General features: G+C 37.7%; 19 protein-coding genes. 15 read left to right on the top strand and 4 right to left on the bottom strand.

Annotated elements, in window-relative coordinates; translation table 11 throughout:
• Window positions 1-123: 123 nt before the first annotated feature.
• The gene (locus tag IGJ87_RS05935) at window positions 124-558 is read right to left on the bottom strand and encodes a VOC family protein (protein ID WP_002288162.1); all 435 of its coding nucleotides are present in this window, start codon (window positions 556-558) and stop codon (window positions 124-126) included.
• Between the two features lie 96 nt (window positions 559-654).
• Window positions 655-1,503: a YitT family protein gene (locus tag IGJ87_RS05940; RefSeq protein WP_002288161.1), complete on the bottom strand. Its 849-nt coding sequence runs from the start codon at window positions 1,501-1,503 to the stop codon at window positions 655-657.
• 388 nt (window positions 1,504-1,891) lie between these two features.
• On the opposite strand from IGJ87_RS05940, the gene IGJ87_RS05945 reads away from it, so the two are divergent.
• The 15 genes from IGJ87_RS05945 to IGJ87_RS06015 all read left to right on the top strand — a co-directional run bounded on the left by IGJ87_RS05945 (window position 1,892) and on the right by IGJ87_RS06015 (window position 18,138).
• A complete protein-coding gene (locus tag IGJ87_RS05945; RefSeq protein ID WP_139914011.1) occupies window positions 1,892-3,658 on the top strand; it encodes a glycoside hydrolase family 13 protein in 1,767 nt (588 codons plus the stop codon).
• 101 nt (window positions 3,659-3,759) lie between these two features.
• Window positions 3,760-5,019: an extracellular solute-binding protein gene (locus IGJ87_RS05950; protein WP_002288159.1), complete on the top strand. Its 1,260-nt coding sequence runs from the start codon at window positions 3,760-3,762 to the stop codon at window positions 5,017-5,019.
• 146 nt (window positions 5,020-5,165) lie between these two features.
• Window positions 5,166-6,467, top strand: coding sequence for a carbohydrate ABC transporter permease (locus IGJ87_RS05955; RefSeq protein ID WP_002288157.1), 1,302 nt, complete (start codon window positions 5,166-5,168; stop codon window positions 6,465-6,467).
• 2 nt (window positions 6,468-6,469) lie between these two features.
• On the top strand, window positions 6,470-7,321 hold the full coding sequence (locus IGJ87_RS05960) for a sugar ABC transporter permease (RefSeq protein ID WP_002288156.1): 852 nt from the start codon (window positions 6,470-6,472) through the stop codon (window positions 7,319-7,321).
• Window positions 7,322-7,333: 12 nt separating this feature from the next.
• Window positions 7,334-8,149: a maltodextrose utilization protein MalA gene (locus IGJ87_RS05965; protein ID WP_002298453.1), complete on the top strand. Its 816-nt coding sequence runs from the start codon at window positions 7,334-7,336 to the stop codon at window positions 8,147-8,149.
• A 150-nt stretch (window positions 8,150-8,299) separates the two neighbouring features.
• A complete protein-coding gene (locus IGJ87_RS05970) occupies window positions 8,300-9,466 on the top strand; it encodes an SAM-dependent methyltransferase (RefSeq protein ID WP_002298451.1) in 1,167 nt (388 codons plus the stop codon).
• Window positions 9,467-9,721: 255 nt separating this feature from the next.
• A complete protein-coding gene (locus IGJ87_RS05975) occupies window positions 9,722-10,894 on the top strand; it encodes an IS256-like element IS1542 family transposase (protein ID WP_104775442.1) in 1,173 nt (390 codons plus the stop codon).
• A gap of 133 nt (window positions 10,895-11,027) precedes the next feature.
• Window positions 11,028-11,675, top strand: a complete 648-nt coding sequence (locus IGJ87_RS05980; RefSeq protein WP_002346575.1) for a PepSY domain-containing protein — start codon at window positions 11,028-11,030, stop codon at window positions 11,673-11,675.
• Window positions 11,676-11,758: 83 nt separating this feature from the next.
• Window positions 11,759-12,703, top strand: a complete 945-nt coding sequence (locus tag IGJ87_RS05985) for a dihydroorotate oxidase (RefSeq protein ID WP_002295918.1) — start codon at window positions 11,759-11,761, stop codon at window positions 12,701-12,703.
• Between the two features lie 134 nt (window positions 12,704-12,837).
• Window positions 12,838-14,289 carry an amidase gene (locus tag IGJ87_RS05990; RefSeq protein ID WP_002327903.1) on the top strand — a complete coding sequence of 484 codons (1,452 nt, stop codon included), beginning with the start codon at window positions 12,838-12,840 and terminating at the stop codon, window positions 14,287-14,289.
• Between the two features lie 20 nt (window positions 14,290-14,309).
• Window positions 14,310-15,146 carry a transporter substrate-binding domain-containing protein gene (locus IGJ87_RS05995; RefSeq protein WP_002298445.1) on the top strand — a complete coding sequence of 279 codons (837 nt, stop codon included), beginning with the start codon at window positions 14,310-14,312 and terminating at the stop codon, window positions 15,144-15,146.
• On the top strand, window positions 15,146-15,805 hold the full coding sequence (locus tag IGJ87_RS06000) for an amino acid ABC transporter permease (protein WP_002321153.1): 660 nt from the start codon (window positions 15,146-15,148) through the stop codon (window positions 15,803-15,805). The genes IGJ87_RS05995 and IGJ87_RS06000 overlap by 1 nt, the downstream gene beginning before the upstream one ends.
• 125 nt (window positions 15,806-15,930) lie before the next feature.
• Window positions 15,931-16,620: a hypothetical protein gene (locus IGJ87_RS06005; RefSeq protein ID WP_002325714.1), complete on the top strand. Its 690-nt coding sequence runs from the start codon at window positions 15,931-15,933 to the stop codon at window positions 16,618-16,620.
• A 5-nt stretch (window positions 16,621-16,625) separates the two neighbouring features.
• A complete protein-coding gene (locus IGJ87_RS06010) occupies window positions 16,626-17,582 on the top strand; it encodes a sce7725 family protein (RefSeq protein ID WP_002302005.1) in 957 nt (318 codons plus the stop codon).
• 43 nt (window positions 17,583-17,625) lie between these two features.
• Window positions 17,626-18,138, top strand: a complete 513-nt coding sequence (locus IGJ87_RS06015; protein WP_002302007.1) for a GNAT family N-acetyltransferase — start codon at window positions 17,626-17,628, stop codon at window positions 18,136-18,138.
• A gap of 255 nt (window positions 18,139-18,393) precedes the next feature.
• On the opposite strand, the gene IGJ87_RS06020 is transcribed toward IGJ87_RS06015, so the two are convergent.
• A complete protein-coding gene (locus tag IGJ87_RS06020; protein ID WP_002302009.1) occupies window positions 18,394-18,942 on the bottom strand; it encodes a guanylate kinase in 549 nt (182 codons plus the stop codon).
• Window positions 18,943-19,030: 88 nt separating this feature from the next.
• Entirely contained in the window at window positions 19,031-20,212 is a 1,182-nt protein-coding gene (locus IGJ87_RS06025; protein ID WP_002302011.1) for a NupC/NupG family nucleoside CNT transporter, read from the bottom strand.
• Window positions 20,213-20,275: the final 63 nt, after the last annotated feature.

Raw genomic sequence — 20,275 nt, forward strand, 5'->3', positions numbered from 1 at the left:
GAAAAGCAAAGAAATGGATTGGCATAAGATAAATAAGAGAAAGCACATGAAACAGACGCGCTTTCTCGAATAGCAAACATATACAAAAAATATCAGAGACAAAAACTAATCTCATCATAAACATTACATATATTTCTCAAAAAGTTGTTTTCTTTCTTCAAAACTTACTTCACGATGGACCTGATGAAGCATCCATAAATAACCAAAAGGATCTCTGAACATTGAGTTAGTCACACCAAAGTCCATCATTTCTGTCATTTCTTGAATCTCTACACAGCCATTTCGTAATGCTTTATTATGTGTGTCCTCGATATCAGAGACGATGATATTGAACCAGATCGTATTTGGATGTTCAGCAGTAGGAGCAGTCAAACCAAGAGACGTGTTTTCATCCAGCATATGGAATCTCGTGCCATACAAGGTAAAAATGACTTCATTATTGCCTCTAGGGTAATCTGTTGCCTCAATCAGTTGTATTTCATCAAAGATTGTTTGATACAGTTCTAGTGCTTTCAAACTATCATTTAATACAAAATCGATTTCCGTTCCTTTATGCATAAAGATCTCCTCTCCTTTTCAGTCGAACAGTTACTAGATTATTCTATTATACCAGTTAAAGAAAACGCATTCAAAAAAGCGGATTTACTTACCAACTCATTCGATTGGATGATAAGTAAATCCGCGTCCCATTACTTCTGCTACGCTGCTGACAATGACAAAGGCACTTGGATCGATTTCTTCTATCAATGGTTTCATTCGGGAAAATTCATGATCAGTCACAACGATCAATAAAACCTCTTTTGACTTTCGATTATACCCGCCTTTTGCCTCTAGCAGGGTAAGGCCACGTCCAATCTCAGCACTTAAGCGAAGGCGGATGTCTTCCAAATAATGTTCACTCATGACCATAACAGATTTCTTTCGATTGATACCTGTTTCGATATAAGTCATGACAATTGAAGTGATTGCAATAGATAAAATAGCATAAAGAAACTCTTCTATTCCAAAAACAAACAGATTAAGAGAAACAACGAATGCGTCTGTAAAAAATAAGCCAATCGAAGTATTCAAGTGGAAATATTTTTTAAAAATGAGGGGAGGGATCGTCGTACCGCCGCTAGAAGAGTTGTTTTTATATAAAATCGCAACTCCTAAAGCAAAAATCGCACTTCCAAAAATGACAGACAACAACCGATCTGAAGTAATCATTGTTTCTGGAACTATTGCAATGATTAAAGGAAAAACCAAGCTTCCGAAAAGTACTTTAAAAAAGGGCTTTTTACCTAAAAATAGAAGAGCTAGTACCAACATAACGATATTCAACACTAAAATAACTATAGCTCGGTCAAAGCCTAAAGCAGCTTCCAGTAATATTCCTAGACCGCTGACACCTCCAGCAGCAATATGATGAGGCCCTAAAAACATATTGATAGCGACTCCTAATATGAAGAGGGCAAAAATAATCTTAATGTATGTCCATATAAATTGTCTCGTTTCTTTCATTTATCCACTTCCTTAATTCATTAATAATACTCTTATCTTATTATAACTTACTTTTCACCTTAAGTTAACTTTAATTAATAAAAAAATTAGGCTAGTCTAAATTATTATGTTACATTCTTCTAGAATATACTTCTACGTTAAAAACTGTTAAAAAACTTTTACTTTAGAAAATTGGAGAAATTGATCGCTTAAGATAAATTCAGGACACTAAATAGTACAGGAAGTAGATTAAAACTTTTAAAAGTTTTAAGTCTATCTATTTGGCACGTTTAAAAAATAAAAATTCGGTATCAAAAAACTGTTACCGATAACATTTTTGAAAGCGTTGTCTTTTGCTTCTCTATCACTTATAGTGATGACGTCATATTAAAACACAAGGAGGAAATCAATGGATACAGCTGCAATTTATCATCGACCGGAAAGTGAATATGCATTTCTATATACGAATACAAGATTTCGTATTCGGCTTCGTACTAGGAAAAATGATATCAAAAAAGTATATGTGCTATGTGGAGATCCATATACCATAACAACTGAAAAATGGTATCAAAAACAACGACCAATGAAAAAATGTCTAAGTACCAATGTTCATGATTATTGGGAAATTGAAGTGACGAGCGAAACAAGGCGCTTACAGTATGCGTTCCATGTTGTTGGGGAAGATAACACGGACTGTTTTTACGGTGATCAAGGAATTTTTCCTTATCGAGAAAATGTGATTACTGAACCAAATTTTTATTTTCGAATACCTTATTTTCATCAAATCGATCGATTCACTATTCCAGAATGGGTAAAAGAAACAGTATGGTATCAAATTTTTCCCGAAAGATTTGCAAACGGGGACAAAGCAAATGACCCCGAACACACTTTACCTTGGGGAAGTAAAGATCCAGACCGAGAAGACTTCTTCGGGGGAGATTTGCAAGGTGTGATGGATCATTTGGATTACTTGACGGACCTTGGCATCAATGGCATCTATTTTTGTCCCATATTTAAAGCTACATCCAATCACAAGTACGATACGATCGACTATTATGAAGTCGATCCCGCGTTTGGAGATAAAAAACTTTTAAAAAACTTAATTGATGAAGCACATAAACGAGGGATACGTATCATGTTCGATGCTGTATTCAATCATATGGGTGTCCATTCACCACAGTGGCAAGACGTTCTCAAAAACGGAGAAAAATCGATCTATAAAGACTGGTTCCACATCCGTTTTTTCCCAGTAGATTCTTATCAGATGACTGACTTACCAGAAACTGCTGAAAATATCCCATATGATACTTTTGCTTTTACTCCATTCATGCCGAAACTAAATACAGCAAATCCAGAAGTGCAAAAATATTTGCTGGATATCGCAACTTATTGGATAAAAGAATTCGATATTGATGGATGGCGTCTTGATGTTGCTAATGAAGTCGATCATCATTTTTGGAAAAAATTCAGAGAAGCAGTTACAGAAATCAAACCAGACATCTATATCCTTGGAGAGATTTGGCATTCCTCTCAAGCTTGGCTGCAAGGGGATGAATTCCATGCAGTGATGAATTATGCATTTACAGATTCGATTAAAGATTATTTTGCAAAAAAGAAAATCACAGCTTCACAAATGGTCAGTGGAATGAATCATCAGCAAATGCTTTACAGAGATCAGGTGAACGAAGGAACATTTAACTTATTAGATTCTCATGATACTGCCAGGATCTTGACCCTTTGCCAAGGTAACAAAGAATTGATGAAGTCTGTGATGGCCTTTATGTTTCTTCAAAAAGGGTCTCCTTGTGTCTATTACGGGACAGAAATAGGGATGACTGGTGAAGATGACCCGAATTGCCGCAAATGTATGATATGGGAGAAGGAGGAACAAGATCTAGAGCTATTCGGTTTTATAAAAGAACTTGTTTCTCTAAGGAAACAGTTGTCTAAGATTATTTCTGAAGGTTCTACTCAGTGGCTAATAGTAAATGATCGTGAAGATAAGCTCTATTTCACACGGGAACTAGAGGGACAGATCATCTATGTTTACTTTAATCAGTCAAAAGAACCTTGGGTAGTAGAACAGGAAAATGAGGTGATTCTTAGTCAAAATTGTCAGTTGTTAGAAGACGGGAAAGCAGAGATACGACAATACGGATTTTTGATCATGTGTTGAAAACTGTTACCGGTAACAACAAGAAAGCGTTTGCAAATGAAGATTTGTGCCCATTATAATAAGGGTGTAACAGCACGTTGAATACACAGGAGGAAATGAAGATGAAAAAAAGAAGTGTGAAACAGTTGGGTTTAGGGTTAATCTCTTTAGGAATCTTAGGCGGATTAGCGGCTTGTGGCAATGGTAACTCTTCAGCAGAAGGGGAAGCCGATGAAGGAAAAACGTTAACAGTTTCCGTTGATTCTGGATATAAAGATTATATAAACGAAATAAAAAACACTTTCGAAAAAGAAAACGATGTGAAAATCAAGCTAGTAGAAAAGGACATGTTCGATCAGTTGGAATCATTAGCGTTAGATGGGCCTGCTGGAAAGGGACCTGACGTTATGATGGCAGCATATGACCGGATCGGTGCGTTAGGACAGCAAGGACATCTGGCGGAAGTAAAACTGGGAAATGAAGCAGCTTACGATGAAACAGACAAAGCCCAAGTGACTTATGATGGAAAAATCTACGGAGAACCTGCAGTAATCGAGACCCTTGTTTTGTACTATAACAAAGATTTAGTCGATACAGCACCATCAACGTTTAAAGATTTGGAGAATCTATCCAAAGACAGTCGTTTTGCTTTTGAGTCAGAAGCAGGAAAAAATACAGGATTTTTAGCTAAATGGACTGACTTTTATTATTCCTATGGTTTAATTGCAGGTTACGGTGGCTATGTATTTGGTGATGATGGTACAAATCCTTCAGATATCGGTTTGAATAATGCAGGTGCTGTAGAAGGAATCTCTTATGCAACAGATTGGTTCAAAAATGTTTGGCCAAAGGGAATGCAAGACATAAAAAGTGCAGGAGACTTCGCCAGCCAGCAATTCATGTCCAATAAAACTGCAGCAATCATTGACGGTCCATGGCAAGCGCAAACATACAAAGAAAACAATATCAATTATGGTGTAGCCAAAATTCCTACTCTAAATAATGGACAGCCTTATCAACCGTTTGGCGGAGGAAAAGGATGGGTAGTCAGCAATTATGCTAAAAACAAAGACCTCTCTCAAAAATGGCTTGATTATGTAACGAATCAGGAAAATCAAGAAAAATTCTTTGAAATGGTAAATGAAATCCCTGCAAACCAACAAGCTAGGGAAACAGCAAAGGCTAAAAACGATGAATTAACAACAGCTGTGATTGAACAATATGAAACAGCTCAAGCGATGCCAAACATCCCAGAAATGGGCGAAGTTTGGACAGGTGCAGAAAACTTGATGTTCGATGCAGCATCAGGTTCAAAAACACCAAAAGAATCCGCAGATGAAGCAGTAAAAACAATCAGTGAAGCCATAGAACAAAAATACTGATTAAAATGATAACCGTCCATTTTTATAAAAAATGGAACAGGTGCTTCAGATAAAAGTGGCAAGAGCGAGATGGAAAATTATCTTGCTCTTGTTGCCATTATCTTAAAAGCAGTTTGCGGTTTAGCAAGTTTAGAGGGGGCATTCAGATGCAGCAAGATAAAACAAGCAATATCAACGAAAAAAAAATCACGCTTTGTTCACTTATTCCAGGGATGGGGCAGTTTGTAAATGGCCAAGCTTTTAAAGGTATCGTTTTTTTCGCCATATTCGTCCTATTCATTGGTCAGATGCTTCTGGGCGGATTTCATGCATTGGTAGGATTGGTTACTTTGGGAAGTATACCAATGGAAGATCATTCATTATTTATTTTGATTGAAGGCACTTTGCAATTCATCATTACAATCATTTTCTTGATTTTTTACGGTTTGAATCTTTTAGACGCTTATCGAGTAGCGAAGATGCGTCAAGAGGGCAAAAAAATCAATCGGACGATGAAGGAAGTCATACATAATATAGGTGATGAAGGTTTTCCTTATCTATTGACACTTCCCGCTTATCTTCTCATGATTTTTACGATCATTTTCCCAGTCCTAGTTACATTGTTCACTGCATTTACTAATTATGACTTCAATCATATTCCACCAGCCAGTTTGATTGATTGGGTAGGGGCTAAAAACTTTTTTAGTATCTTCTTTTTAAGCTCATATCGTAATACTTTTTTTGCAGTCTTTTCGTGGACCGTGATTTGGACTTTATGTGCAACAACTTTGCAAATCACCCTTGGTATTCTCACAGCGGTTGTTGCTCACCAGAAATTTATTAAATTCAAACGTATTTTCGGTATCATTTTCTTATTACCATGGGCGGTCCCAGCTTTTATTACTATCATGAGTTTTTCGAATATATTCAACGATAGCGTAGGTGCCATCAATACTCAAGTGATTCCTTTCATAAACCAGCTTCCTTTTGTAGATATCAGTGCAATCTCTTGGAAAACGGACCCGAACTGGACGAAAGTGGCAATCATCTTGGTTCAAGGATGGTTAGGATTTCCCTATATCTATGTAATGGTTACAGGGATTTTACAGTCGATTTCTGAAGATTTGTATGAAGCAGCAAAAATCGATGGAGCAAATGCATGGCAACGTTTCTCAAATATCACACTTCCAGCTGTATTTCTAGTGGCAGCACCAACATTTATTACACAGTATACGGGGAATTTCAATAATTTCTCCATGATCTATCTGTTTAACAATGGTGGTCCCGGAAGCGTAGGCGGAGGAGCTGGTTCTACTGATATTCTTATTTCCTGGATCTATAAACTTACGACTGGAACTTCTCCGCAATATTCTATGGCTTCAGCAATCACGTTGATTATCTCCGTCATCGTTATCTGTGTGTCATTGCTGGTATTTAAAAAGACAAATGCGTTCAATATGGGGGATTAACAATGAAAAAATTTCATTCGAGTGCTCGATTCCAAAAACGACTTTCTCACTTTTTTACTTACTTTTTTCTTTTAATACTGTCAGTCATTATCATCTATCCGCTTTTGATCACAGCAAGTACTGCCTTCAAGTCAGGAAATATTGCAGCTTTTAGTTTAGATCTTTCAAGTGACTGGACTTTAGGAAACTTTACTCGGCTATTCAGTGAAACACTTTACGGGACTTGGTATAAAAATACGTTAATCATCTCTGTCCTAACGATGATCGTACAAGTAACTGTAGTAACTTTAGCTGGCTATACGTATAGCCGTTATCGTTTTATCGGCCGCAAATCAAGTTTGATGTTCTTTTTAGTGATTCAGATGGTACCGACTATGGCAGCATTGACTGCCTTTTATGTCATGGCTTTTCTATTAGAGGCGCTAGATAAGTACTGGTTCTTGACAATGATCTATATAGGCGGTGGAATTCCAATGAATACTTGGCTGATGAAAGGATACTTTGACACTGTACCAATAGATTTAGATGAATCTGCTAAACTTGATGGGGCAGGGCATTTCAGGATTTTTTTCCAGATTGTATTACCTCTTGTCAAACCGATGCTCGCCGTTCAAGCATTATGGGCTTTTATGGGACCTTTTGGGGATTTCATGTTAGCTAAGTTCCTGCTTCGAACACCTGAAAATCAGACTGTTGCTGTCGGCTTACAAACATTTATTTCTGATGTGACAAACCAAAGAGTCTCTCTTTTTGCTGCTGGGGCAATTTTGATTGCACTACCGATTTGTCTATTATTCTTCTTTTTACAAAAGAACTTTGTTACCGGCCTGACATCTGGCGGAACAAAAGGATAGGAGCAGAGGATCATGCAAACATTTCCGTTAAACTATTTTTCCGCATTACGTACGCCAACTCAAGTGTTTGCGGGACGCAAACTATTATCATGGCCTAAATTTTTCTTGATATTTGTATTTTTAGTTTCCTTGATGGTCATGCCTGTGACTCTTTTTTATGCCAATCAGATCCAAGCGATTCCATTAGAACAATTTCTATCCGTTCATTCGCTGATCGATGAACAAGGAACCAAAAAATTTTCTGAACTTGAATTATCTGAAACTGGGTTACAATCATCGCAACAAACGATAGCTGTGACCCCTGAAATTTTGGTAGGTGTGTCTTTATCTGAGAAACAACAATCCGATCATGGAACTTTTATTGATTTTGAGAAGGAACAATGGGTGATCCAACAAAAGGATAAATCTGGTATACGCCGCTATACGATGAATTATAGCCCATCTTTCCAACCAGATTCTGTACGTACGCCCGAAGATTTCCAACGATTTTTAGAAAGAGAATTTTATGCCAGTAATCGTCCAACAATCATTTTATCTTATAGTTTAAGTCTTGGTCTTGTCCTATTTGTCATGACGAGTCTCATTTTATTCGGGGCTTCCTTTTTCTTGTGGATGACAAGAAAAAGCCAACTTTCATCCATTCATACATTCAAAGAGAGTGCAAATTTGATGCTGAATGTTATGGGAATAGGTTCCATGGCAGCAGCAGTTGTAGGGTTTATCCACTTTGACTTTATCTTGATGCTAAGTATCCAAACAACGATAACTGTCTTGCTGCTTTTATGGGTTTTTGTCAAAACAAGATTCAAAGATAAGCGTGTCGAATGACAAGTTTAAGTGATTTGTGCGACAATGAATGTGAAAAAAATGAAAAATAAAGTAGTTTTTGAAAAATTTCTGAAAAAATTAAACTTCTTAGTTGATTCTTTTCTTTTTTAGTATTAACGTAATAGGGTAGTTTTTTTAAGGAGGAAAATCATGTTAGAGAAAACTTTATACAATCAATTATTTTCACGTTCTTTCTCGCTCCCTGTCGAAGTAAATTATTGGGACGGTACAACGAAACAATACGGAGATACGGACACTCCTCCCCAAATCAAAATCAATATCCATGAAGAAATCCCAATGAAAGAGATTACAAGTAACGCTTCTTTGGCACTAGGAGAAGCCTATGTGGATCATCGAATCGAGATCGAGGGAAGTATCCAAGCATTGATCAACGATGCTTATCAGCAAGCAAACAGCTTTTTACGAGGAAAAGATTATCTAAAATGGCTGCCAAAGAAAGAAAAACATACGAAACAAAAAAACAAAGAAGATATCCATGCGCATTATGACTTAGGTAACGACTTTTATAAACTTTGGCTAGATCCAACTTTGACTTATTCTTGTGCCTATTTCAACACACCTGAAGATACGTTGGAACAAGCACAAATCAATAAAGTCCATCATATCTTAGACAAACTCTTTATCAAAGAAGGCGAAACGTTGCTTGATATCGGTTGTGGCTGGGGAACATTGATGTTCACTGCTGCCAAAGAGTATAATGTCAAGGCAACTGGGATCACACTAAGTGAAGAACAATACGATTTGATTACCAAAAGAATAAAAGAAGAACATTTAGAAGATAAATGCCGTGTATTATTAATGGATTACCGCGAACTAAAAGGCGAAACGTTTGATCATATCACAAGTGTAGGTATGTTCGAACATGTAGGTTCTGAAAATCTTGAAGGTTATTTCAAAGTGGTAAAAGATTTATTGAAACCAAAAGGAACAGCTTTGATCCATGGAATCAGCCGACAACAAGGCGGTGCGACAAATGCTTGGATCAATAAATATATTTTCCCTGGCGGTTATGTCCCTGGTGTTACTGAATTAGTTGATAATATTACAAAAAACGATTTGCAACTGATTGATTTGGAAAGCTTACGTCGTGACTACCAATTGACATTAGAACATTGGACAAAGAATTTTCATCAAGTCCAAGATCAAGTCACGAAAGAAATGGGTGATTCCTTCTATCGAATGTGGGATCTATATTTACAAGCTTGTGCAGCTTCATTTGAATCAAGTAATATCGATGTGATTCAATATTTGCTTGTTCAACCTGGAAACAATGACATCCCAATGCATCGGGCATAATTGAGGCAAAAGTACTGTTTAAAGACTATTTAAAAAGAAGCTAAGTCTTATGATGCTCCAGAAGTGAGATTTTTTGTCTAACTTCTAGGATTGTCTCTAAAGCTTAGTTTCTTTTTCTTTATATTTTCATAATAAAAGTTTGGTTCTTTAATTTTGATAAAGTCCATATAATTGTGTAAAAGATAAAAGGCCATGTAACAGCCCTTTTACGGTACAATGTTTTTAACCACAAAAACATACCCAGGAGGACGTTACATGACCCAAGTACATTTTACACTGAACAACGAAGAGGTTCAAAGTATTATTGAACATTCGGTAAAAGATAATGTTTCTAAAAATATTTTAACCACTGTTTTCAACCAATTGATGGAAAATCAACGAACAGAATATATTCAAGCCGATGACTATGAACGTTCAGAAAGTCGTCAGAGTCAAAGAAATGGCTATTATGAGCGAGACTTTACGACTCGTGTGGGTACACTCGAATTAAAAGTGCCTAGAACACGTGATGGTGAATTTTCACCGACGGTGTTTGAGCGTTATCAGCGAAATGAAAAGGCACTGCTCGCTTCAATGCTTGAGATGTATGTTTCGGGCGTTTCGACACGTAAAGTTTCAAAGATTGTTGAAGAGCTATGTGGAAAATCTGTATCGAAATCTTTTGTTTCTAGCCTGACTGAGCAGTTAGACCCGATGGTCAACGAATGGCAGAACCGTTCACTCTCAGGTACGAATTATCCTTATCTGATGACTGATGTTCTCTACATAAAAGTCCGTGAGGACCATCGAGTGCTTTCTAAAAGCTGCCATATTGCGATCGGGATAACAGAAGGTGGCGACCGTGAAATCATTGGCTTCATGATTCAAAATGAAGAAAGTGATGACACATGGTCCATCTTCTTTGAATACTTAAAAGAACGCGGCCTAAAGGGGACAGAACTCATCATTTCTGATGCCCATAAAGGCCTAGTGTCTGCGATTCGTAAGTCATTTACCAACGCAAGTTGGCAGAGATGCCAGGTCCATTTTTTAAGAAACATCTTCAGTTCCATTCCAAAAAAGAATTCAAAACCGTTTAGAGAAGCAGTAAAAGCGATCTTTAAGTTTACGGATATTGAACTCGCTCGAACAGCTAAGAATGCCTTAGTCGGTGAATATATCGACCAGCCTAAATATACAAAAGCCTGCGAAATATTGGATAATGGCTTCGAAGATGCCTTTCAATACACGGTTATCGGAAATAGTCATAATCGGCTAAAAAGCACCAACCTTCTTGAACGACTGAACCAGGAAGTCCGCAGAAGAGAAAAGATTATTCGGATTTTTCCCAACCGAACGTCTGCCAATCGATTAATTGGAGCTGTCCTTATGGACCTTCATGACGAATGGCTCAGTTCTACAAGAAAATATATTAAGTTTGATCAATGAGAGACCGGTAAAACATTGTATAGTATTTTACACAGGATTATGGACTTGACTTTAATTTTTAAACATGACAGAAAATTTTTTCTTCGTTATACTTGTAATAGAATACTATTTTATTACAAAGGGGATCGAATCAATGAAAAAAACTGTTATTTATACTAGTTTATTTGCAGCTTTGTTTTTAGCTGCTTGTCAATCAAATACCAATCAAGGCACATCTGGGAATACGTCTTCCAGTAGCGAACAGCGCTCTTCACAGGTATCGGACTCCTCAACAAAAGCAAGCACATCTTCGTCTAGCCAGACAAAAAGTTCTAGTGAAGCAAGTACTCAGTCAGATATCAAAGTGTCTGCAGCTCGTGCAATCGAATTGTTCCAAGATAAATACCCAGATACTGCAATTACTAGTTTGGAATTAGATAGTGATTGGGGATCTTACTTCTACAAGATAGAAGGTGTCGATGATCAAAAAGAATACGAAGCAAGAATTGATGCTCAAAATGAAAAAATGGAGACAGAGAATCCAGGAACTCTAGATCGAGATGAACAAAATGGTCAAAAGAAAAAAGAAGATGGTCTGGATGTTGATAAATTGATCACGATTGAGGAAGCAGCAAAAATCGCCGTCGACAAAGTAGGAAGCGGTACGGTAACAGATTGGGATTTGGATAAAGATTTAGGTACTACTTATTGGGAAGTCAAAGTAAAAGACGGCAATCAAAGTACATCAGTCAAGATCAATAGCCAAACAGGCGAAGTACTGTCAACTGAACAAGATGATTAAGAATTTCTTCGGAAAACAAGAGTTGATTTTTCTTTTAGTCATGATACACTAGATAAAATAACTTGTTTGAAGGAGCGATTTACTTGAGTTTAGAAACGACCTTTGCCAATCATATCTTTGCCAATCCTTTGATGAATGCATCTGGTGTCCACTGCATGACTACCCAGGAATTAGATGAACTGGCTCATTCAGAAGCAGGAGCATTTATCACTAAGAGCTGTACGATCAATGAACGAAAAGGAAATCCCGAACCACGCTATTTTGATGTTCCTTTAGGCAGTATCAATTCTATGGGGCTTCCAAACCTAGGTTTTTCTTATTATCTAGAGTATGCTCTTGCGTATGAAAAAGTGCAGGAAAACCAAAATCAACCGTTATTTTTTTCCATTGCCGGGATGAGTGTCCAGGAAAACTTGGAAATGCTTGAGAAAATAGAAAAAAGTGGGTTTAATGGGATCACTGAATTAAATTTATCTTGTCCCAATGTGCCTGGAAAACCACAACTAGCTTACGATTTTGAGGCCACTTATGAAACACTGAAAGAAGTATTCAGCATCTTTTCTAAGCCGCTAGGAATCAAATTGCCTCCTTATTTTGATTTTGCTCATTTTGATCAGATGGCTGATATCTTGAATCAGTTTCCATTGACCTATGTCAATGCTATCAACAGTGTGGGCAATGGTTTGTATATCGATACAGAACAAGAAGCAGTAGTCATCAAACCAAAAGAAGGGTTCGGCGGCATTGGCGGAGAGTATATCAAGCCGACTGCTTTGGCAAATGTTCGCGCTTTTTATACACGTTTGAAACCAGAAATCCAAATCATTGGTACAGGTGGGATTCGGACAGGACAAGATGCATTTGAACATCTGCTATGTGGCGCAAGCATGTTACAGATTGGTACCGAGCTTCATAAAGAAGGGCCGGAAATTTTTTCTAGAATCATAAAAGAATTAACGCAGATTATGTCAGAAAAAGGATATACGTCAATTGACGAATTTAAAGGCAAATTACGCACCATTTCATAGCAAAGAGACGAAGGTCATGATTGATCTTCGTCTTTTTTTATAAAAAACACTCGTCTGTTCATTCCTGTGCAAGCGTACTCATTGTATGTTAGACGAACTTGTGGGAAAATAACAGAGGCAAAAAGGAGGATAATATGAATGATGCAACAGAATTAGCAAAAGAGCTTAAAGAAAAAGAATTTAGCTTTCAAGAACTAGTTACGGATATACAGAAAAAAATAAAGAAGCAAAATCATGAATTGAATGCGTTTGTCGCGCTTGAACCATTCGAGAGTAATTCCCACGAGCTATTGATTCCCCAGTCAGAAAAAGGGCCATTGGCTGGTATCCCATTTCCTTTAAAAATGCTCGGTCAAGAAAAAAAGGGATGGCTAGCTACTTCAGGATCTCGTTTATTTGAAACACACCGAGCTTCTCATACATCTAATTATGTGCGGCAAGCAGAAGCGATAGGTCTAGTTCCTTTTGGACAAACCAATGCGTCAGAGTTTGGTTTCAAAAATATTACAGACCCAGTCATCTATGGCCCAGCAAGAAACCCTTGGAACCTTGAATGTACACCGGGCGGATCAAGTGGAGGAGCTGCTGCTGCAGTTTCATCAGGAATCGTTCCTTTAGCTGGTGCTAGTGATGGCGGTGGTTCTATTAGAATACCCGCTTCGTTTTGCGGATTGATTGGGCTGAAACCTTCGCGAGGGACGATGCCAGTTGGTCCATATGCTTGGAGAGGATGGCAAGGAGCTGCTATTGATTTCGGCTTGACAGTTTCTATGAGAGACACGGAGGCTTTATTTTATGGGATGAGAAGTATCCATTCCGGTGCGCCATATCAAGTATCGCCAGTTGAGTGGCAAACACATCCAAGAAAAAAACGGTTGAAGATAGCTTTTTGTGTTGATTCACCGATCCACTCACAGATTAGTGAAGAGGCAGTACTTGCTGTAAAAAAAGCTGTAGATTTCCTTGGAAAAGAAGGGCATGATTTGACAGAGATTCCTTACCCACTAGATGGTCGTAAACTGATCACGTCTTATTATCAGATGAATGGCGCAGAAACAGCAGCAATGATCCGCTCGATTGAAACAGGCATCCAGCGAGCTGTCAGAAAAGAAGAACTTGAACCCATTTCTTGGACTTTGTTCCAATATGGTCAGAAGCTCTCTGCCGCTACTTACATCGATTCTCTGCATGTATGGGATGAAGCAGCAATTGTCATGGAAAACCTACATCAAGAATACGATCTATTCCTTTCACCAACGACTGCATTTACCGCCCCTAAAATCAGCGAAGATTTGCAAAGTGATGCGATAAGAGCACAGATGGAACACATCACTGATTGTTCTGAAGTAGAAGCTTTAGACGTTGTTTCTTCCATGTTTGAGGAGAGCTTGAAGATCACACCTTATACACAGTTGGCTAATCTGACTGGACAACCAGCAATCAGCTTGCCTACTCATTTGACAAAAGAAAACATGCCTCTAGGAATCCAATTTATGGCTGCCAGAGGAAGAGAAGATTTGCTATTTCAAATCGGCTATCTATTTGAAGCAAATCATCAGTTCCATTTACCAAACCCATGGAAATAGCAGAAACAAGGAGAAGAAGAATGAAGAAAAAAAGATTGTTTGCTCTAATAACTAGTGCCTTTTTTATTTTAAGCGCTTGCGGTACAGCTGCCGCTAATCAGGAAGATAACAGCTGGAGTAATGTAGAAAAAAAGAAAGAATTAGTAGTAGCGACTTCTGGCACACTGTTTCCCGCATCTTATTATAATGATCAAAATGAATTAGTTGGTTATGACGTAGATTTGGCAAAAGAGGTGGCTAAACGGTTAAATGTCAAAATCTCCTTTAAAGAATACAACGTGGATGGACAAATCACTTCTGTTTCAAAAGGAGAGTCAGATTTTGCTGCGAACGATTTTGGTATCACAAAAGAAAGAGAAAAAAAATTCTCCCTTTCAGAGCCTTTCAAATATTCATTTGACAGTATGATCGTACGAAAAAAAGATGATTCAGGAATCCACTCACTTGAAGATCTTAAAGGGAAAAAAGCAGCTGGCGAACCCAATACTAGCTATATGCGTTTAGCGGAAAAACACGGAGCTAAATTAGTCACATATGACAATGCCACGAATGATCAGTATTTAAGCGATGTAGCAAATGGTCGAACAGATGTTATTCTAAATGATTATTATCTGCAGAAAATGGCCGTATCTGCTTTACCAGATATCCCTGTAAAAATACTGGAGAACGTTTATTTCAATGAAAACGAAAGTGGTTTTTTATTGAAAGAAGGAAATGATGCTCTGAAAAAGAAAATCGATGGCGTATTAAAAGAGATGAAAGAAGATGGGACGACAAAGAAAATATCTGAAAAATATTTTCAAACTGATGTTTCAGTCAAACCGAAAGAAACGATGGCTGAGTCGGTGAGTGAGTGATGTACTTTCCTCTAATTGATTTTTCCCTCATGTGGACTTCGCTTCCTTTCGTACTGCAGGGCTTGGTATACACATTAGGGATTGGCTTCGTGTCGTTTCTTTTAGGAAATTTGGTAGGGTTGCTTTTGACAGTTTTAGGTCTTTTGGATTGGCTGCCTCTGAATGTATTTATTCGTTTTTATTTATCGTTCTTTAGAGGCATTCCCGCGCTAGTCCTGCTGTTTCTGTTATATTTCGGGTTACCTTATCAATTAAGTGCCTTAACGGCTTCAGTCATCTGCTTTACGATTACCAGCAGTGCATTTATTGGTGAAATCTATCGAGGATCACTAGCAGGCGTTTCTTCAGGTCAGTGGGACGCTGGTTTAGCTTCTGGTTTTTCTTTCTTTGGGGTATTGAAATATATCGTTTTGCCGCAAGCTTTTCGAATCTCGGTACCGGCACTCAGTAACGTAGCTATGGATCTAGTGAAAGGTACTTCGTTAGCAGCAACAATCACAGTGCCAGAAATATTTCAAAAAGCAAAGATCATAGGCGGTCGGACATTCGATTATTTTTCTCTCTATATTTTAGTTGCACTGATTTATTGGGTCATTTGTATCGGGATCGAAAAAGTGCAACAGTATTTAGAAAAACGTTCTATCCATCAGTCAATCTGAAAAATAGAAATGGTGCTAGCGTGGCTGGCACCATTTCTATTTTTTGTTTCTTGTATATTCTGCCTAGTATTTTAAAACCATTTCATGTAAAATGTAAATCGAAAATATGTTCGGAGGTAGAAAACATGAAGACCCCGCTAACCATCGAAATAGAATCCTCGTTATACCAATATTGCATCGAGCAAGGCGGCTTGGTTGTAGAAGAAGTCACGATGCCTGATGACCAAGGAATTGTAGATACGCTTAGCTGCTTGACAAAATTTGATGGAAGCCGAGAATGGCGATGCTATGAGCTGAAAGTGACAAAAGCAGATTTTCGCTCTACAGCCAAACTGTCATTTGTTGGACATTATAATTATTTTGTTTTACCAAGTAAACTATATGAAGAAGTAAAAACTGAAATCCCTACAGGAATAGGTGTTTTAGTGTATCGTCCGTACACGGTTGAAGAGGAGATGCCTGCCTCTGGTACATTTCTGATTGCGAAAAAAGCAGCAAAGAAAGAGCTTGCTGTACCGGAAGAAGCTTTGACAAACCGCTTCATGGCTTCTTTATTCAGGGAAGTAAGAAAAGCAAAGCAAATGGAGCGAGGCGTAAAATATTTTCCAACAGATCAATTGTACAAAGAATTGAAAAGACGTTCAGAAAACCAAAATCCATTTTCTAACGAACGATATTATGAACGGTTTTTAGAGGAAATAGCTAGTCAGGCAATCAATGAGTTGCAAGAAGAAGTTATCGCGCTTCAGCATGATTATGAATATTTGAGGCAACAACAGCAGATCCGTCGGTTGCCTACAGAGTCATTGGAGTGAAAAATATGTACTATCCTTATTTAAGAGGAAAACAATTTGACCTATTAGCATTAAAAGAAGCACTGTCGCGAGGATTGCTCTCCAATAAAATCCAACCAGTGATCGAACCAGTACGTGATTCCGCTACGCTTAAAAATGTGATCGAATTATTTCAAAAAAAGCACCATCCAATCGCTGTGATCCAAAATCCCCAAGTAGGACAATTCAAATTATTCGATCAGCATGTGCACAGTTGGAAAGTCAAAGAAAATAGCTCTGTCGTCCCTGCACAGATCTTAACGCCAGAAAATCTCAGTGAAGTACTGGATTCACCTCCAGCGTTTCTTGTTTTCGATGGACAGCACTACCCAAAAGATACAGAGGTGTGGAAACAGCTGGCAGGAGTTGATTCGAAATTTTTGATACCAGATACTAGTCGCTTTCGCATCTGGCTGCCCGAAAACAAAATTGTGATCCGTGACTCTTTTCAAACGAGAAAGCATGTTGAAAGTTATGCAGATAAAACAGATGACTTTTTTAGTGATGACTATCTTTTTTTCCACGCAGACGGATATATTGGATTTTCTGATTTCACGATCGAAGGTAGCCGTTATTTCGATAAAGGGTTCCCTAGCCGAGCGCTTGCTATCCATCTAACGTATATTGATGCTTACGGCAATATACGCGTGAAACATTTTGTCTCTGACAGTAACGACTCTGCTAAAGACCAAGCATTGAAGTTTCTTGAAGCAGGAGATAAAATGAAAAAATGGATCATGCGTCACCATCATCAACTCTTGATTACTTCAGGAATGATTGAATTATTGGCTCTTTACCAGCAACAAAAATTCCCTGGACTGGGAGTGTTGAAAAAGTGGTCACTTATGCATCATTTAGAACTTATTAGTCACCTGCTAGATCATCCAAAAGATTGGCTTAAATATTATTCAAAAGTTCAGGAACTATATGAAGTGATCCAATGATTAGATAATGTAAATGAAAAAGGAATAGAAAAGAGGAAACTGGATGTATATTCGGCAAACAAGGAAAGAAGAAGTAAAAGAAGTGGTAGAAATCATTAATGCCGCAGCAGATTTCATTGCTTCGCAAGGCTCTCCTCAATGGCAAAACGGGCAGAAACCAACAAAAGAAACGATTTTGAACGATATTGAAAGAAAAGAAAGCTATGTATTAATAGTGGAAGATCAAATTGCTGGAACAGCTGCATTAGTCTCAGGCGTGGATCCCGTTTACACAAAAATAGATGGTAGTTGGAAAGAATCAACTGGTTCTTATTTATCGATTCATCGTGTCGCTTTAGCAGAAAGTACTCGAGGAAAAAAACTAGCAAAACCGTTCTTAGAACATTTGTTGACGATTGCAGCCAGCAAAAATATCCAAGATATCCGTATCGATACTTATCCAGCTAATGAACCGATGGAAAAGACCATCTATTCTGCTGGATTCACTTATCAAGGGATGATTGAATTTCCTTTTGAACACGGCGAAAGAAAAGCATATCAAATAATCATCAATTGACTATAAAATCATCTGAGCAAAGATAAAGACATTAACACTACTGAAAAAAACAATCATATGATAGCCAAGAGGTTGTAACAGAAGTGGCCAGCTTCAAAAAACAAGAAAGAATTTCCGAAAATGCTTCTCAAATTTTTGTGGAATTTTAGCGTATTTTACGAAACAGCTGCTTTCTGAAACTCCCTTCATCGAGAGGTCGTGACATAGCTTTTGTCACGACCTCTCGGCTTATCCTACGAGTATTATTCGATACATTTATATCAATAATCCTTTTTTTATTTTATCTGCAGCTTCTTGGAACGTTCCATCGTTTGACACGACTAAAAGTGAGGGGATAGCTTTCAAACGTTTCAACTGTGCTAAATCTTCTACATAAACCGCCATTCTGGCTGAAATCTGTTCAGATGAATCTCCACGTTTTTTCAGGCGCGATTGCAATATTTCTTTAGAGATCGTAATAAAGATAGGACGGACTACCGTCCCGAAATACTCATATAAATGCCAAAAACCATTTGCTGTCAAAACGGCGTAACAATTTCCTACTGTCAGTTTCTTTTTAATTTCTGCTTTACTGGAACCATATTTATGTTGAGCATATTGGTCCCACTCTGCAAACTCATTTCCCTTGATCATCTGATTGAATGTATTGTCAGAAACAAAATAATAATCCTCTTGATCTTTTTCCCCAGGTCTTGGTGATCGATTCGTGTAAGTAATGATCTTTTGTTCCGGCTGAAAAATAGCTTCTGCGAGTGAAGTTTTTCCAGAACCAGAAGGACCGATAAATACATAGCAATAATTCATTGTCATTTCTCCTTTGATGATTGAACAAGTGAAAAAGCTTTGGAAAATATTTCCAAAGCTTTTAAAAGCAACTTTGCTTTTTTGTATATTATACCAGCAAGCCAGTCACAATAGCACTTAAAAAGCTGACTAAAGTCGCTGTTAGCAAAATTTTCAATCCGTGTTTTGCGACAAGATTTCCTTTTTCTTCATTTAATCCCTTCATCGCACCAGAAATGATCCCGATAGAAGAGAAGTTGGCAAATGAAACGAGGAAGACAGATATAATTGCTGTTGTACGCTCAGTAAAATGGAAATTACCATTTGCTAATTCTGTCATAGCAACAAATTCATTTGTAACCAGTTTAGTCGCCATGATACTACCGGCATCCACTGCTTCTTTCCATGGGATTCCGCTGATGAAGGCAAGAGGGGCAAAGATGTAACCTAGGATCTCTTGGAAAGTGATGCCGAATATCCCGTGGAAGATAGCATTGATCATGGCAATCAAAGCAACAAAACCGATAAGCATAGCAGCAACCGTGATCGCCACATGGAAACCATCAAGAATGTATTCTCCCAACATTTGGAAAAATGTCTGTTCTTTGTTTTCTTCAATGATCAGCTCATCTTCTTTTTCTTCTAATACATAGGGATTTACAATTGAAGCCAGAATATAACCGCCAAATAAGTTCAAAACAAGGGCAGTGATCACATATTTAGAATCGATCAGTGCCATATAAGATCCGACGATCGACATAGAAACTGTAGACATAGCCGATACACTCATGGTGAACAAACGTTTCTCAGATAGGAAGGGTAATTCCTTTTTTATGGAAATAAAAACTTCCGATTGTCCTAAAATAGCAGAAGCTACTCCATTATAAGATTCCAATTTGCCCATCCCGTTGATTTTACTTAATCCTAGACCAACAGCTTTCATAAATAATGGAAGAATCTTGATATAGCGTAAAATCCCGATAATAGCAGAAATAAATACGATTGGCATCAATACGGAAAGAAAGAAAGGTGCACTTCCTTTATTTGCTACACCGGCAAAAACAAAGTCAACACCTTGCCCAGCAAAAGCAAGAAGATGATCAAACATTTTTGCCAATACAGAAACAACCGCTGTACCAAAAGTTGTACGTAATAATACGAAACCAAGAACAAGCTGTAAAACGAACATCACAATTAGTGGTTTCAATTTGATTGCTTTTTTGTTACTGCTGATCAAAAAAGCAAGCCCTAATGTGACAAATAAACCAATAATACCTAATAAATAACCCAAATAATCACTCCTATTCCAAATTCCGTTTTATTTTACCTGTTTTGCAAATAAAATACTAATCTT

Source organism: Enterococcus sp. DIV1411a (assembly GCF_050531945.1).
Classification (GTDB): domain Bacteria; phylum Bacillota; class Bacilli; order Lactobacillales; family Enterococcaceae; genus Enterococcus_B; species Enterococcus_B faecium.